This window comes from Gaetbulibacter sp. M235 (genome assembly GCF_043876835.1).
Taxonomy (GTDB): Bacteria; Bacteroidota; Bacteroidia; order Flavobacteriales; family Flavobacteriaceae; genus Yeosuana.
Genome location: NZ_JBAWJZ010000002.1, coordinates 237,917 through 254,625 on the forward strand (window position 1 = coordinate 237,917; position 16,709 = coordinate 254,625).

Annotated in this window: 14 protein-coding genes; 2 read left to right on the forward strand and 12 right to left on the reverse strand. The window is 32.8% G+C overall.

All coding sequences use genetic code 11. The features are described 5' to 3' along the window. Position 1 precedes the first annotated feature (1 nt). The 7 genes from V8G69_RS03780 to V8G69_RS03810 form a co-directional block, all read right to left on the reverse strand. On the reverse strand, positions 2-448 hold the full coding sequence (locus tag V8G69_RS03780; RefSeq protein WP_394880476.1) for a FixH family protein: 447 nt from the start codon (positions 446-448) through the stop codon (positions 2-4). A 12-nt stretch (positions 449-460) separates the two neighbouring features. Continuing rightward, on the reverse strand, positions 461-1,885 hold the full coding sequence (gene ccoG, locus V8G69_RS03785; protein WP_394880777.1) for a cytochrome c oxidase accessory protein CcoG: 1,425 nt from the start codon (positions 1,883-1,885) through the stop codon (positions 461-463). A gap of 75 nt (positions 1,886-1,960) precedes the next feature. After that, positions 1,961-2,902 (reverse strand): cbb3-type cytochrome c oxidase N-terminal domain-containing protein, encoded by a 942-nt coding sequence (locus tag V8G69_RS03790; protein WP_394880477.1) that lies wholly within the window; start codon positions 2,900-2,902, stop codon positions 1,961-1,963. Beyond that, positions 2,899-3,090: a CcoQ/FixQ family Cbb3-type cytochrome c oxidase assembly chaperone gene (locus tag V8G69_RS03795; protein WP_394880478.1), complete on the reverse strand. Its 192-nt coding sequence runs from the start codon at positions 3,088-3,090 to the stop codon at positions 2,899-2,901. The genes V8G69_RS03790 and V8G69_RS03795 overlap by 4 nt, the downstream gene beginning before the upstream one ends. Before the next feature lie 15 nt (positions 3,091-3,105). Next, on the reverse strand, positions 3,106-5,292 hold the full coding sequence (gene ccoN / locus V8G69_RS03800) for a cytochrome-c oxidase, cbb3-type subunit I (protein WP_394880479.1): 2,187 nt from the start codon (positions 5,290-5,292) through the stop codon (positions 3,106-3,108). Positions 5,293-5,303: 11 nt separating this feature from the next. Then, on the reverse strand, positions 5,304-5,498 hold the full coding sequence (gene ccoS, locus V8G69_RS03805) for a cbb3-type cytochrome oxidase assembly protein CcoS (RefSeq protein ID WP_394880480.1): 195 nt from the start codon (positions 5,496-5,498) through the stop codon (positions 5,304-5,306). Positions 5,499-5,565: 67 nt separating this feature from the next. Next, positions 5,566-7,941: a heavy metal translocating P-type ATPase gene (locus tag V8G69_RS03810; RefSeq protein WP_394880481.1), complete on the reverse strand. Its 2,376-nt coding sequence runs from the start codon at positions 7,939-7,941 to the stop codon at positions 5,566-5,568. Between the two features lie 140 nt (positions 7,942-8,081). On the opposite strand from V8G69_RS03810, the gene V8G69_RS03815 reads away from it, so the two are divergent. Beyond that, a complete protein-coding gene (locus V8G69_RS03815) occupies positions 8,082-8,759 on the forward strand; it encodes a Crp/Fnr family transcriptional regulator (RefSeq protein ID WP_394880482.1) in 678 nt (225 codons plus the stop codon). Here V8G69_RS03815 and V8G69_RS03820 read toward each other — a convergent pair whose 3' ends face one another. Genes V8G69_RS03820 through V8G69_RS03830 form a run of 3 tightly spaced genes read right to left on the reverse strand, consistent with a single transcriptional unit; the run spans position 8,760 to position 12,330 of the window. Beyond that, entirely contained in the window at positions 8,760-9,335 is a 576-nt protein-coding gene (locus V8G69_RS03820; protein ID WP_394880778.1) for a YdeI family protein, read from the reverse strand. Positions 9,336-9,338: 3 nt separating this feature from the next. Beyond that, entirely contained in the window at positions 9,339-10,985 is a 1,647-nt protein-coding gene (locus V8G69_RS03825) for a M1 family metallopeptidase (protein WP_394880483.1), read from the reverse strand. A 10-nt stretch (positions 10,986-10,995) separates the two neighbouring features. Continuing rightward, a complete protein-coding gene (locus tag V8G69_RS03830) occupies positions 10,996-12,330 on the reverse strand; it encodes a M28 family peptidase (RefSeq protein ID WP_394880484.1) in 1,335 nt (444 codons plus the stop codon). 256 nt (positions 12,331-12,586) lie between these two features. On the opposite strand from V8G69_RS03830, the gene V8G69_RS03835 reads away from it, so the two are divergent. Beyond that, positions 12,587-13,606, forward strand: a complete 1,020-nt coding sequence (locus V8G69_RS03835; RefSeq protein WP_394880485.1) for a hypothetical protein — start codon at positions 12,587-12,589, stop codon at positions 13,604-13,606. Positions 13,607-13,690: 84 nt separating this feature from the next. Here the strand turns inward: V8G69_RS03835 and V8G69_RS03840 are convergent, their stop codons facing one another. Both V8G69_RS03840 and V8G69_RS03845 read right to left on the reverse strand, forming a co-directional pair. After that, positions 13,691-15,499 carry an acyl-CoA dehydrogenase family protein gene (locus tag V8G69_RS03840; protein ID WP_394880486.1) on the reverse strand — a complete coding sequence of 603 codons (1,809 nt, stop codon included), beginning with the start codon at positions 15,497-15,499 and terminating at the stop codon, positions 13,691-13,693. A 15-nt stretch (positions 15,500-15,514) separates the two neighbouring features. Continuing rightward, positions 15,515-16,705 (reverse strand): acetyl-CoA C-acyltransferase, encoded by a 1,191-nt coding sequence (locus V8G69_RS03845; RefSeq protein WP_394880487.1) that lies wholly within the window; start codon positions 16,703-16,705, stop codon positions 15,515-15,517. Positions 16,706-16,709: the final 4 nt, after the last annotated feature.

The window sequence follows — 16,709 nt, forward strand, 5'->3', positions numbered from 1 at the left end:
TTTAATACACTAAAGATTTTTTATATAAATATGATTTTCCATCATATTGCCAATCGATAGAAATGTCCCATCGACCATCTAATAAACGTTTGTCAGGTACGAGCAAATAAGTTTCAGACAATGAAATTGGAGTTTCAAAATCTAGGTGTTTGTTAGACGGTCTATATAGGGACACTTTACCTGTAATCTTTTTTGGGTCAAAATTTTGAGGAAACTTAATAAGCAAACCTTCGCTTGTTTTAGTATAGGAAACATTTTCTTCAAGTGAATTGGCATTGTTTTGCTTATTAATATCATCTTGATAACTAAGCTCCATTTTATAATAGTCTTCAGTTACCAAATCATGATCGTATTTTTTATTAAAATTCATTGAAATAACAAAATACATAATGAAGGAAATAAAGCCTATAAAAGCTAAAACGATTCCTGTTCCCCAATTAAATTTCATAATATTTTTATTTTAGTTGTAACTTCTAGGTCCTAAAAAGTTAACGGTTGTTGTTTCTATCAGTTTGTCATGGCTGTAAACTTCAATCATTAATTTATTTTTATCACCTGTTAAATCACTTTTATTAATTTCAATAAATAAGGTTCCTTCTGCAAGGCCTTGAGCCGGAACAGTAAAGTTGTCTTTAGTAGAAACCAGTTTAATTGTGCCTTTATATTTTCTAAGTTTAAAAACTACGTCGTCAATCTCTTTGGTAGTTTTATTTATTAGTTTATAAGTAAATACATTGCTGATTATATTGTTTTCTTTATGCTCAAATAATTGTCCAGGCAATCTTAAAATTCTTGCTTCTACATCATTTCTTAAAAACAGCATTCCTGTTAAAACTCCAATTAGAATAATAAGAACAGCAATGTAACCTTTCATTCTGGCAGTTACTTTAAAAGGTTCTTTGGTTTCTATTTCAGCTTCACTTGCATATCTAATAAGTCCTTTTTCAAGACCAACTTTTTCCATGATAGAGTCACATTCATCAATACAAGCGGTACAGTTTACACATTCTAATTGCGTACCATTTCTAATATCTATTCCTGTTGGGCAAACATGAACACATTGGGTGCAATCTATACAATCACCATATCCTAACGCATTTCTGTCTTCACCATTGCGCCATTTTTTTCTGCCATTTTCAGATTCACCACGTTTATGGTCATAAGCGACTACTATAGATTTGTTATCTAATAAAACACCTTGTAATCTTCCGTAAGGACAAGCAATAATACAAACTTGTTCCCTAAACCAAGCAAATACAAAATAGAAAACTGCAGTAAAAATACCTAATGGAAAAAGAGTCGATAGATGTTTAGCTGGACCTTCTACTACATATTGAATTACTTTATCGCTCCCAATTAAGTAAGCTAGGAACACATTGGCAATTAAAAATGAAATCACTAAAAAAACAAACCATTTTAAAAGACGTTTTCTAATTTTTTCAGCATTCCAAGGTTGTTTGTCAAGTTTTATTTGTTTGTTTCTATCACCATCTATCCAAAATTCTATGCGTCTGAAAACCATTTCCATAAAAATAGTTTGAGGACAAATCCATCCACAAAAAATTCGTCCAAAAGCTACCGTGAAAAGGGTTATAAAGATGACCCCAATAATCATGGAAATTACAAACAAATGAAAATCTTGTGGCCAAAACGGAAAACCGAAAATATTAAATCGACGTTCTAAAATATTGAAGAGCAGAAACTGATTTCCGTTAATTTTTATAAATGGTGAAAAAACCAAAATGGCCAATAATAAATAGCTTACTAGCTTTCTAGATTCATAAAGACTGCCAACTGGTTTTTTAGGAAATACCCATGCGCGTTTGCCTTCTTCAGTTATTGTACCTATAGAATCTCTGAATTTTTCATTATCTGAAGTTTCCATTTTTTTTGGAATAACAAGATGATGAAGCAATAATATAAACATGTTATATTATTGCTTCTTAATTTATTTTAAATTTTAATTAGGTGATATAGATAGTGAATCTGATACAGTAGTAGCTTCAGTAGTTTCTGCTGGGGCAACATTTTCATCTACCCAAATATCTCCTTGTGGTTCTTTAGGATTAGCTGGTGTTGTACCTTGTAAAGATAAAACATAACTGGCTACTTGAGCAATTTCTGATGGTTTAAAATTTTGTTTCCACGAAATCATCCCTTTTCCATCACGTCCACCTTCAGTAATAGTGTTAAATACATTTTTAATGCCACCACCCAAAATCCAATGGTCGTCTGTTAAGTTCGGCCCAATACCACCACCACCATCGGCCATATGACAAGGTACGCAATTTTGCATAAAAATTTCTTTACCACTATTTAAATCTGCTGGGTCTGTTAACAAAGTTACTGTATTAATATCTACTAAATCTTTTGCGTTTTTCTTGTATTCTGCAATACTAATTTCTGCTTCTTTATACTCTTGAGCATATTCATCAAACTGACTGTTGTTTCCAAGTACGTGAACGTTTACTAAATAAACTACAGCAAACACTATAGAAGCATAAAAAGAATATAACCACCAAGGAGGTAATGAGTTGTCAAGTTCTTTTATTCCATCATAATTATGGTCTAAAATAAGCTCACTTTCTTCTTCAATTGGTTTTGTTCCTGCTAATTTTTTGTAAACATTTTTAATCCAGTTGAATTGTGGAACTTTATTTTTTGAAGCTAAAAAGCGTTCTTTTCCTTCTTCAGTTAAACTTTGAAACATGACGTTTTCTAATGCACCAATAATAGCTTCGATAGCAATAAGAATTAATAACACTAGAAGTAAAAATAAAAGTACTATAGGGAATTTTACAAATGCTGGTTGATCACCAGAATCAACAAAATATTCTACAAGCCCAAAGATTATAAAAAACACTAATGGGACTCTGACGTAAGATGGAAAAAGATTTCTCATAACAAAATATCGTTTTGGTTATTGTTTTCTAAAGGAAGATTGCTCACTACATTGATGTATTCTTTTTTAGCAGTAAATACCCACCAGAATAGAATTACAAAGAATGTAAAAAAGATAAGTAAAGATATAATTGGATAAATTTCAACTCCAGAAATTGTTTCCATATAATTTTTGACAAATTTCAACATGACTTTTTTATTGCATTAATTATTTTGATCATCTTTTACTTTAATATCAGTTCCCAATCGTTGTAAATAAGCTATTAAAGCAACTATTTCACGATTCTTCATTTCTACAAAAGGAGTTCCACTTTCTGCAGCATTATTTTTGTCGGCTTCATAACTAGCAACAAAATCTGGATCATTGTAAAGGTTTTGTTCAATTTGGGTACCTTGATCAAGCATTAGTTGTTGTGCATTGGCAATGTCTTCTTCGGTATAAGGAACACCAAGTGTAACCATTACTTTCATTTTTGCCTCAGTTTGAGATTTGTCAAGTTCGTTTTTGACAAGCCATTTATAGTTAGGCATTATTGAACCACTTGAGGTGCTTCTTGGGTCGTACATATGGTTAAGATGCCAATTGTCTGAATATTTCCCTCCAATTCTGTGTAAGTCTGGTCCAGTACGTTTACTTCCCCAAAGGAAAGGATGGTCGTACACATATTCTCCAGCTTTTGAATATTCACCATATCTTTCAACCTCACTTCTAAATGGTCTAATCATTTGAGAGTGACAACCCACACAACCTTCACGTATATAAATATCACGCCCTTCAAGCTCTAATGGTGTATAAGGTTTTACACTTGCTATTGTTGGGATATTAGATTTTACTAAAATGGTTGGGATAATTTGTACCATACCTCCAATAAGAATTGCTATGGTTGCATAAATAGTTAATTTTACTGGTTTACGTTCTAACCAAGAATGCCATCCTTCACCAGCTAATCTATGTTTTGAAACGCGTTCTAGAGCAGGAGCTTCTGCTAGTTCATCAGTTACGGTGCTTCCAGATTTAATAGTTGCAATGATGTTGTAAACTAAAATAAGCATACCAGTGATATATAAAGTACCACCAATTGCACGCATCCAATACATAGGCATAATTTCTGTAACTGTTTCCAAGAAGTTACCATACACTAAAGTACCATCAGGATTAAATTGTTTCCACATACTAGCTTGAGTAAATCCAGCAACGTACATTGGTAAGGCATACATAATGATACCTAAAGTACCAACCCAAAAATGAAGATTTGCTAGACCAGTAGAGAATAATTTTGTTTTAAAAAGCCTTGGTACTAACCAGTAAATCATACCAAAAGTTAAGAAACCATTCCAAGCTAACGCTCCAACGTGTACGTGAGCAATAATCCAATCAGTAAAATGAGCTATGGCATTAACGTTTTTTAATGATAATGTAGGCCCTTCAAAAGTTGCCATTCCATAACCAGTAATAGCTACTACTAAAAATTTTAAAACAGGTTCAGTTCTTACTTTATCCCACGCTCCTCGTAATGTTAATAAACCGTTTATCATACCTCCCCATGAAGGCATTAATAGCATAATAGAAAATGTAGTACCTAAACTTTGTGCCCATTCTGGTAAAGCTGTGTATAATAAGTGGTGTGGACCTGCCCAAATATAAATGAATATTAATGACCAAAAGTGAACTATAGATAATCTGTAAGAATAGATAGGTCTGTTTGCTGCTTTAGGAACAAAATAATACATTAATCCTAAGAAAGGAGTTGTTAAGAAGAATGCTACAGCATTGTGGCCATACCACCATTGTACTAAAGCATCTTGAACACCAGCATAGACAGAATAACTTTTTAATGCACTAACAGGTAATTCTAAACTATTGAAAATATGAAGTACGGCAACAGTTACGAAAGTTGCAATGTAAAACCAAATAGCCACATATAAGTGACGTTGTCTTCTTTTTAAAATGGTTCCAATAAGGTTCCAGCCAAAAACTACCCAAATCACAGCAATGGCAATATCAAAGGGCCATTCTAATTCAGCATATTCTTTTGAACTGGTAAAACCAAACGGTAGGGTTAAAGCAGCACCAACAATAATAAGTTGCCATCCCCAGAAATTAATTTTACTTAATACATCACTGAACATTCTAGCTTTTAATAAGCGTTGTGATGAATAATAAACCCCTGCAAAAATGGCATTTCCTACAAAAGCAAAAATAACGGCATTAGTGTGTAATGGTCTTAAACGACCAAAACTTAACCATGATATACCATCGGTTAAATTAGGAAATAAAAATAAAAAGGCTAAAAGTAGCCCAACAGACATACCTACAACACCCCAAACCATAGTGGCATAGATGAAATTTTTAACGATTTTATTATCGTAATGAAATTGTTGTACTTCCATAGTTTTAATAATTAATCTTTTTTGGTTAGAATAGAATTAGTTGATTTTTCAGATTTTTCTTTGACAAGTTCGTCTTCAAATAGCATACGTACAGAAGGCGTATAGCTATCATCGTATTGCCCGCTTTTTACAGCAATAATAAAGGCAACAAAAAAAATAACAGCTATAATAACGCTTGCAGCTAGCATTACATAAATGACGCTCATGTTTTTTTAATTAAAGTGTTAAAAATACTTTCAAGGTTTATCTAATAAAATGATATATATCATGTTTTTATTTTAGTTTTCTTCCTGCCAAATTAGTAGTAAGGGTTGTAAAACCAACCACGCTAATTGAACTTAGAGGCATTAATATCGCTGCAAATACAGGAGATAATTGCCCCGAAATTGCAAAATACAACCCAATTATATTATATAAAAATGACAATAAAAAACTCCATTTAATAATTTTTAAAGATGCTTTTGAAAGTTTTATATACTGATACAACTGGTTGAATTTTGAAGCATCTAGAATAGCATCGCATGCAGGAGAAAAAACGTTTACATTTTCAGAGATTACAATACCAACATTGCTTTGTGCTAAAGCACCAGCATCATTTAATCCATCACCAATCATTAAAATATTTGCTCCTTCACTTTGATGGTATTTAATATATTCTAGCTTATCTTCTGGTTTTTGGTTAAAAAGTAGTTTTGTTTTTGAGGGCAGTAATTTTTTTAAGTTTTCTTTTTCACCTTCATTATCACCAGAAAGAATTACTAAATCATAGTGTTTTTTTAGTTTGTTGAAAAGTTGAGATAACCCTTTTCTGTAAGCATTGTAAAAAGTGAATTTTCCTTTGTAAGTATTATTTGTACTTATATGCACACTAGTGTTTAATGTTGCAGTTTCTAAAGCAAAACCTACAAAAGGTGCAGAACCAATTTTTATTTTGGCTTCTTTATATTGACCTTCAATTCCTTCGCCTAAATATTCTTGATACGTATCTAAAGAAACAATGTCATTATCATTTAATAACTGATATAAAGCTCTGCTTAATGGATGATTAGACCCTCTTAAAGTGCTTCTTAAAAGAGATTCTTCTTGTAATGAAAGTTCTTCGCCTTCATAATTTATAGTGGTGTCTTTATTGGCTGTTATGGTACCAGTTTTGTCAAAAATAATGGTGTCAATTTTGGCTAACTGTTCAATAACGCTAGCGTTTTTTAAATAAAACTTTTTGGTTCCTAAAATGCGTAAAACATTACCAAATGTAAAAGGTGCAGAAAGGGCCAATGCGCAAGGACAAGCAATAATTAAAATAGCTGTAAACACATTTAAAGCTTTAGTGGAATCTATAAAAAGCCAATAAGCAGTTGATATAAGTGCTATTGATAAAATGGCTATGGTGAAATGTTTACTAATCTTATTGGTGATTGACTTAAATGCTTCTTCTTTATCTACTTTAAAAACATCGTTACTCCAAAGTTGTGTTAAGTAACTCTGCTCGACAGATTTTAGCACATCAACTTCAATACTTCCATCGAGTTGTTTACCGCCAGCAAATAGTTTGTCTCCAGAGTTTTTTGAAACCGTTTTTGATTCTCCAGTTACAAAGCTGTAATCTATTCTAGCGCTTCCTTTTATTAAAATGCAGTCAACAGGTATTAGTTCTTCGTTTCTTATTAATAATCGGTCTCCTTTTTCAATATCATAAACTTGAATGGATTCTTCTTTTCCATCGGCCAATATTTTTGTAATTCCTATGGGGAAATATGATTTATAATCGCGTTCAAAAGATAAAAACGAATATGTTTTCTGCTGAAAAAATTTTCCTAACAATAAAAAGAAAATCAGTCCTGTAAGACTGTCAAAAAAACCAGAACCGTAATCAAAAATAATTTCAATAGTACTTCTTATAAATAAAACTAAAACACCTAGTGCAATAGGCACGTCTATATTTAAGAATTTTGACCGCAATCCTTTATATGCTGAAATAAAATATTCTTGAGCAGAATAGAAAACCACAGGAATTGAATAAGCAAACATTAGCCATCTAAACAGAGGCTTGTATTGTTCTAACCAAAATTCATTGACTTCAAAATATTCAGGAAATGATAAAAACATAACATTTCCAAATGCAAAACCTGCAAAGCCTAATTTGTATATTAAAGAACGATCAATATTTTTTTTACTGGTGCTATAATCATCTAAACTTATGTAGGGTTCGTAGCCTATACTGTTTAATAAAATGACTAAATCTTTTAATGAAAGAGTTTCAGAATTATAGGTTATTCTAACATTCTTTTTTCCAAAGTTTACAATAGAAGAGCTAATTGATGGATGCAGCTTATTTAAATTTTCTAAAATCCAAATGCAAGAGCTACAATGAATATGTGGAATGTATAAAGTAATTATTTGTGTTTTGCCATCATTAAACTCCAGTAACTTATCAATAATTTTATGGTTCTCTAAGAAGTTATATTTGCCTTCAATTTCTTTAGGAGTAGTACCAGGAGCCTGTTGTAAATCGTAATAGCAGGTTAAATCATTGACAGAAAAAATTTCGTATACAGTTTTGCACCCGTTACAACAAAATGATTTTCCATCAAATATTATTTCAGAATCTTTAGTGTCTAAACCACAGTGGAAACATGTGTGATGTTCCATAAAATTATTTGCTCTTTATATACCTTTTGCAAAGGTTTTAAATATACAAAAAACGAAATATGATATATGTCATATTTTAAAAATATGATATTTGTTGTGTTTTACTTAATTTTACGGCTCTTTAATTTACTATTACAACTATGGGCAAATGTGAACAATGTATTATAAAGGAATTTAATTCTCTTAAGACATTGACTAATGACGAGTTAGTGAGAATTTCTAATTGTAAAACATCTAGAATTGTAAAAAAAGGAGAAATTATTTTTGAAGAAGGCGATATATTAAAAGGAATTTATTGTGTAAGAGAAGGTATTTGCAAACTAACAAAGTTGAGTTCAAATGGAAAAGATCAAATTATAAAATTGGTTGTTAAAGGAGAGCTAATTGGACAACGTTCTTTAGTAAGCGATGAAAGTGTTAACTTAAGTGCTATTGCTTTAAACGATATGAAATTATGTTTTCTTCCTAAGTCTGAAATTATTAATGACCTTCAAAAAAACACAAACTTTACTTTTGATTTGTTAAAAGAAATGGCTCACGATTTAAAAGAAGCTGATGACATTATTGTAAATATGGCCCAAAAATCTGTTAGACAGCGTTTAGCAGAAACCCTAATTTATATTAATGACAGTTTTGGTACAAAATCAGATGGAACTTTAAGTGTATTGTTGTCAAGAGAAGATTTTGCCAATATTATTGGAACTGCAACAGAATCTACCATTAGAGTACTTTCCCAATTTAAAAAAGAAGACCTCATAACTACCATTGGTAAACAAATTAAGATAATTGATTTGGAAGGTTTAAAGCGAGTTGAATGATTACCAATCACCACGACTTTTAATGTTATTTGTGCATAGTTGGATAATTTCGGTGATACGTTTTTGTCTTGTAGTTTCTCTCTTGGCCTGATTTAACCAATACAGATAACTTTTTCTGTAGGAAGGAGCAAAGTTTTGATAGTTGGTATAAGCTATTGGATTTTTATCGAATTCACTTTGTAAATCATTTGGGATAATGCCATTTTCAACATCATCTAGCTCAGTCCAACTGCCGTTTTGTTTAGCTATTTCAATTTTCTCTAAACCTGCAGCATGCATTAAATCTAATTCTGTTAATTCTTCAATATATTTTTTGTTTAATGCACTCCATACACTTTTATTATTTCTAGGAGTAAAATATTGCCTTCGTTTCCCATCTCCTAGACTTTTAACTGTAGAATCGATCCAACCATAACACAAGGCAACTTTTACTGCTTCTTCCCATCGCATGCTATCGTTTTCATGGTCAACTTTGTAGAATATTAAATGAATGCCTTTTGATGAAGCATGATTATCATGCAGCCATTTTCGCCATTCATCATCACTTTTAAAATATAGTTCTGAATTTTTTTCTATCACTTATATCTTGTTTACATAAACGTAAAAATCCTTGTCAACCTTTAAAACGGTTTTATTAGATTCTATAGGCATAGTTTTCCACTCTGAAGTTGGAAATATCCATTGCTCTTTATCGTTAATAGTTACTTGAACCGGCATATCAAATTTGTCTACTATATGAGTCCAGTGATATTTTAGTTCTTTGTTTTCAATTTTATATTCTAAAGTAGGAATTTCAGTGGTTCTTAAATATTGATTAAAAAATTCAGTCAAATCAATACCCGTTTCTGCACTTAAATAATTTTCAATTTGTTGTGTTGTAACAGTTTGATGGTAAAAGGTTCTGTTAAGACCCCGTAAAATTTGACGCCATTTCTCATCATTTTCAATAAGCTGTCTTAAGGTGTGCAACATATTGGCTCCTTTGTAATACATATCACCAGAGCCTTCATTATTTACATCATACTGTCCAATAATGGGTCGATCATTTTGAATATTTAATCTTGTTCCAATCACATAATCAGATGAAGCTTCTTTTCCATAATAGTAGTCTATAAAAAGGTTTTCTGAATAAGCAGTAAATCCTTCATGAATCCACATATCTGCAATATCTTTATAGGTTATATTATTGGCAAACCACTCATGACCTGACTCGTGAATAATGATAAAATCAAATTTTAATCCCCAGCCAGTACCTGATAAATCATGCCCTAAATAGCCATTCATGTATTGGTTACCATAAGTAACTGAACTTTGGTGCTCCATGCCTAAATAAGGCACTTCTACTAACTTATAGCCATCTTTATAAAATGGATACGGCCCAAACCAATGTTCAAAGGCCTTCATCATTTTTGGTGCATCCTTAAAGTGTTCTTGAGCTTTTTCTAGGTTATCTCTTAAAACATAATAATCCATATCTAAATTCCCATTTTCTCCATCAAATACTTCTGAAAAATGGACATAATCACCAATATTTACATTGACACCATAATTATTTATGGGATTTTTTACAATCCAACTATATATTTTGTTGTCACCGTATTGTTCAATACTTCTCAATCTGCCATTAGATACATCCATAAGACCTTTTGGAGTGTCAATGCTAATAAGTATGCTATCTACTTCGTCATACATATGGTCTTTATTTGGCCACCAAACACTCGCTCCTAATCCTTGACATGATGTTGCTACAAAATCATTGCCGTTAGAATCTTTTTTCCAAGAAAAACCACCATCCCAAGGAGCTTTAACAGCTTCTTTTGGGTTGCCTTCATAAAAAACTTCAAGAGTTTTAATATTTCCAATATTTTGAACACTATTCAGTTTAATAAAATGAGCATTACCGTCATCAACTACATTTAATTCTTCTCCGTCCTGTACGACTTTTGCGATTTTTAATGGAGGTTGTAAATCAATTTGTAAATCTTTTGGAGTATCAATCACTTTATATTGAATGGTGTTACTTCCGGAAATAAATTTTTTATCGGGTTCAACTTTTATGTTTAAATGGTAATAAGTTACATCCCACCAAGCGCGTTCTGGTGTAATGCTTCCTCTTAAAGTATCTTGATGTGTAAAATTATTTTTTTCGGTTAACAGGCCTTGTGCTTGGAGGAAAGTATTTCCTAATAAAGTTAAAATTGCTAGAGTTGTTAATTGTTTAAGCATAACATGTATTTTAATTTCTTATTAATTTATTTGGAAAAACCACTGGACTTTCAAATCCATTTTTTCCAACGGAAGCAATGCCAAAAAAATAGTTATCAATGACAATTCCATTAAGTGTAAACTCTGAAACATCACCAACAAAACGACTGTTGTCCCATGTTGGAGAGGTTGTATCACGCCAATAAATTTTGTAACCAACAGCACCATCTACTTTATCCCATTTAAATTTTGCAGACGCTTCAACAATACCACCAATAGCTACATTTTTAGGAGTTGGTGGTGCCCAAGCTAAACTTGCTAGAGTTATGGCATTTGCAGCAGTTAGTTTTTTAGCGTAATCAAAATTAACATACTTGATGACATCTCCATATTCTATTCCATTTTCATTTCGTACATCTTGATGTTGACGATTATAGTTTTCATGAGCTTCCATAATTCGAATACCTGCAAATCCTAAATCATTAAAGGGACGATGATGACCACCACGACCGAATCGATCTAATCTATAAACCATCATTGGGTTCATTTCTGGCATATATGATTTTACTGTTTTGTGAACGTAACGAGCTAACTGACGAGAAATGCCATCAACTTCTCCACCATAAAAACGTCTCATTTGTCGTTCTCTTTCTGTCTCAGTTGGAGGAACTGGTTCTGAAAAAATTCTGAATGTTCTGTTATCAATAATCCCATCTACTCCTTCTATATTACCAATCATATCATTATTTAAAATACCTATGATTTCCCAACCTTTTTCTTGGGCATATTTCGCTAAACCAGCACCACCAAAAAGACCTTGTTCTTCACCAGAAAGGCCAACATATATAATACTATTATCAAAACTGTATCTTGAAAGCACTCTGGCAGCTTCAATAGTTCCGGCCAATCCAGAGGCATTGTCATTAGCTCCAGGGGCATCGGTTGAAAAATCCATCGTATCACTTGCACGAGAATCTATATCACCACTCATAATAATATAACGATTAGGATATTTTGTTCCTTTTTGAACAGCAACAACATTTACTATCCAGACATCATGAGGAACTCTGGAATTTCCTTCCTTTGTTACAAAATCTTTTTGATAAAAAACTTCTAAGCATTGGTTACAGTCTTTTGAGATCGATTCAAATTCAGATTTAACCCATCGTCTTGCAGCACCTATACCTTGAGTTTTAGAAATAGTATCACTAAAAGTGTTTCTTGTACCAAAATTGACTTGGGTTTTAATGTTTATTTCAATTTTTTGAGCAGAAACACTGTCAATTATTTGATATAGTTGAGAACTAGATTGAGCTGTAATAAATTGAAAAGAAGTGAACAGTAAAAGCGATAATATCTTTTTCATAAAAAATTTCTACTAAAATAATAAAAAATTTCTGTTGAAATAATTCAAAGAGCTTCTGAAATAGATAAACTCTTTTTTGAAAGTCAATAATATTATATTTTAGATTTTGTAGTTCGTCGTTTATTTGCGATTTATGACGTAGAAAAAATATTAATATATATAATAACTCTAAATTAAATAAAATTATCTCCCCTAAGAAGAGATACTGTGATAGCTCAATTGTCAATTTTTAACCAATTAAAACCAAAATATAATTATGAAATTAACTAAACCAATTGTGCTAGCATTGATGCTTGTCGTATGCTTTGCTTGTGAAAACAAAGAATTAACGACCAATGAACTTCAATCTAGCAAACGGATTGAGCAAAAATTTATTAAAATTGATGTAAACTTTGAAGAAGGAGCAAATGCTTTGAGAAATGGAAAAACAAAAAACAATAATGATGACCCAATCCTAGACATGATGACTAAAATAAACGCTGCAATTGCAGGTCAAGGAATTATACTAGAGAAAGTTGAAATTCTAGGGGCTGATGAAGCAGGGCGAACAGTATTCTTTGATAATAAAGGTAGTAAACAAACTAATTTTGATTGGGTACCTAATGATCCTCGTAATAATGGTTTTGGAGCAGCAGTCCCTTATTGGATTGATGATACACAATTAGGAACAAGCTCTGATATGACTCAACAGGCGACATTTGATGCTATGGTGAATAGTATGCAGACATGGGAAGTGGTATCATGCTCTGATGGTCTTGAAATCCCATTTTTAGGAACCTCTGGATTTGATATTGGTCTTGTTCAGTATCTTGAAGGATTTGGTGGATCTGATCTTGTAATTGTTGGAGCTATTGCACATGCTGGAATTTTACCTCCTGATTTTTTTGAAACTGTTCTAGGATCTGGTGCAGGAACTGGTACTATTGGTGTAACCTTTACATTTAGCTATGGTACTGATATTGATGGTAACGGTAAAGGTGATACAGCTTTGAGCGAAATTTATATTAACGATAATTTTAATTTCCAAGATGCTCCAAACGATGATTTATTTGATGGGAATGGAGTTATTGATTTTGAAACCATTGTACTTCATGAAGTGGGACATGGGTTAAGTCAAGCTCATTTTGGAACTGCTTTTAGAGATGGTGGTCAAGGAAATCTTCATTTTTCACCAGCCGCTTTAATGAATGCAGGTTATACAGTTGGAAGAAGAGATATCTCTGGAACTGATGAAGCTGGGTATTGTAGTAACTGGGGTACATGGCCTAATAATTAAAGTAAAGAAATTTCAAGCTATTAATTGAAAAAAGCTCCAAATTTAAATTTGGAGCTTTTTTGCATTTGAATTAGTCACTATTAATTAAAAACAATATTTGTTTTCTGCTTTTACTTTTTCGGCTATTTCTTTTCTTAAATCTACAATATCTGGATAATTGGTGTATTTAACATAACGCTTAAGTCCCATAAGAAGCATTCGTTGTTCATCACCTTCTGCAAATGAAATAATGCTTTCTTTTCCGTTTTTTTCAACAATTGAAACGGCGTTGTATAAATATAATTTAGCCATAGCTATTTGAACTTTTTGAGCTTCTTCACCAAAACGCTTCACATTTTTTTCAGTTCTTAATATGGTAGATTCAGCCATATAAATTTCAATTAAGATATCTGAAGCTGCAATTAGTAGCTGTTGATGGGCATCTAAATCTGGTCCAAATTTTTGAACAGCAGCACCGGCAACCATTAAAAACACCTTTTTAAGTTTGGCTATCATGTCTTTTTCTTCTGAAAACAACTCGGAATAATCTGGAGTTTCAAAAGAAGGAATTCCCATTAGTTCATTTGCGACGGCTGTTGCAGGACCCAATAAATCAACATGACCTTTCATGGCTTTTTTTACAAGCATGCCAACACAAAGCATTCGGTTTATTTCATTCGTGCCTTCATAAATTCTGGCAATTCTGGCATCTCTCCAGGCAGCTTCCATTGGCGTGTCTTCAGAGAATCCCATACCACCAAAAATTTGAATTCCTTCATCCGCACAGTTTTGAACATCTTCAGAAACTGCTACTTTTAAAATGGAACATTCAATGGCGTATTCTTCAACACCTTTAAGTTCTGCTTCTTGATGGGTGTTGCCTGCTGCAATGCGTAATGCAATGCGATCTTCAATATTTTTTGCTGCTCTATAACAAGCAGATTCGCCAGCGTAAGCACTTGCAGACATTTCCGCTAGTTTGTATTTTATAGCTCCAAAATCTGATATAGCAGTTTTGAACTGCTTTCTTTCATTGGCATATTGTACAGCTATTGTTGTTATTCGTCTTTGAGAGTCAAGACAAGCAGCGGCTAATTTAATACGACCAACGTTTAATGCATTCATGGCAATTTTAAAACCATTTCCTCTTTCAGAAAGCATATTTTCAACAGGAACAACTGTATCGGTAAAGAAGACCTGACGTGTAGAAGACGAACGAATACCTAACTTGTGTTCTTCTTCACCTAGAGTAATTCCGTTAGGGTTTTCTTTATCGAATTCAACAATGAAACCAGTAATGTTTTTGTCATTTTCAATGCGGGCAAATACAATCATTAATTTGCAAAAGCCAGCGTTTGAAATCCACATTTTTTGTCCATTGATTTTATAACTTTTTCCATCTTCAGATAGGGTAGCAGTTGTTTTACCAGAATTGGCATCACTACCAGCACCAGGCTCTGTTAAGCAATAAGAACCAAACCATTCACCAGTTGCCAGTTTTGGAATATATTTTTGTTTTTGTTCTTCAGTTCCGTATAATATTATTGGTAACGTACCAATACCAGTATGGGCACCAAAGGCAGTACTAAAAGAGCCTGTTCCACTAGAGATATAGTCGCATGTTAATAATGTTGAAACAAAGCCCATGCCCAAACCGCCATAAGCTTCAGGAACAGCAACACTTAAAAAACCAAGGTCACCAGCTTTTTTCATACATGCTTCGGTGAGCGCATAATCTTTAGCTTCAAATCGAGGTTTATTTGGAATAATTTCACGGTCATTGAATTCCATTACCGCTTCTTTCATCATTTTTTGTTCCTCTGAAAAATCTTCAGGAGTGAACACATCTTCACATTTAGTTTCTTTAACAAGGAATTGACCTCCTCTTAATAGCTCTTTTTCTTTTGTTTCCATTTTTTAGTGTATAGTTTAATTTAAAAATTCAAATATTCCGCAAGCACCTTGTCCTGTTCCAACACACATGGTTACTGCACCGTATTTGCCTTTCATATTTTGTTTTCTCATTTCATCAAATAATTGTACCGATAGTTTTGCTCCAGTACATCCAAGAGGATGACCTAAAGCTATTGCTCCACCATTAACGTTAATGATGTTTGGGTTTAAGTTTAATTCTCTAATAACTGCTAAAGATTGAGATGCAAAAGCTTCGTTTAGTTCAATTAGAGATAAATCATCTTGTTTTAAACCAGCCAGTTTTAATGCCTTTGGTATGGCTTTTACTGGTCCGATTCCCATAATTCTTGGTTCAACTCCAGCAGCTGCGTAATTTACAAGTCTTGCTATAGGTTCAAGATTTAATTCTTTTACCATGTCTTCACTCATTATCATTACAAAAGCAGCACCATCACTCATTTGCGAAGAGTTACCTGCAGTTACACTTCCGTTAGCAGCAAATACAGGTCTTAATTTTGATAATGCTTCAACACTAGTACCTTCGCGTGGACCTTCATCTTTAGTAACAGTATATTTTTTTGTTGCTCGTTTTCCGTTTTCATCAATATAGGTTTGTTCAACCTCAATAGGGACAATCTGGTCTTGAAAACGATTTCCAGCTTGTGCTTTTAAAGCTTTCATGTGTGAATTATAAGCAAATTCATCTTGGTCTTCACGAGAAATATTAAATTGATTTGCAACTGCCTCAGCTGTATTTCCCATTCCCCAATAATAATCTTCATGTCCAGATTTAATGGTGTCGTAATTCAATTCTGGTTTAAAGCCTGTCATTGGAACTGAACTCATGCTTTCTGCACCGCCAGCAATGATGCAATCAGCCATTCCAGCTTGAATTTTAGCTGCAGCAATAGCAATAGTTTCAATTCCTGAGGAACAAAAACGATTGACCGTTACACCAGGTACATTGACACTATTTAGCCCTATAAGTGAGATAAAACGTGCCATGTTGAGTCCTTGAGCTCCTTCGGGCATGGCATTTCCAACAATAACGTCATCAATACGTTTTACATCTAAATTTGGTAATTCTCTCATCATGTATTGAATGGTTTCAGCACCCAATTCATCAGCTCTTTTAAAACGGAATACTCCTTTTGGAGCTTTACCAACCGCAGTTCTATATGCTTTTACTATATATGCTTGTCTCATTTTT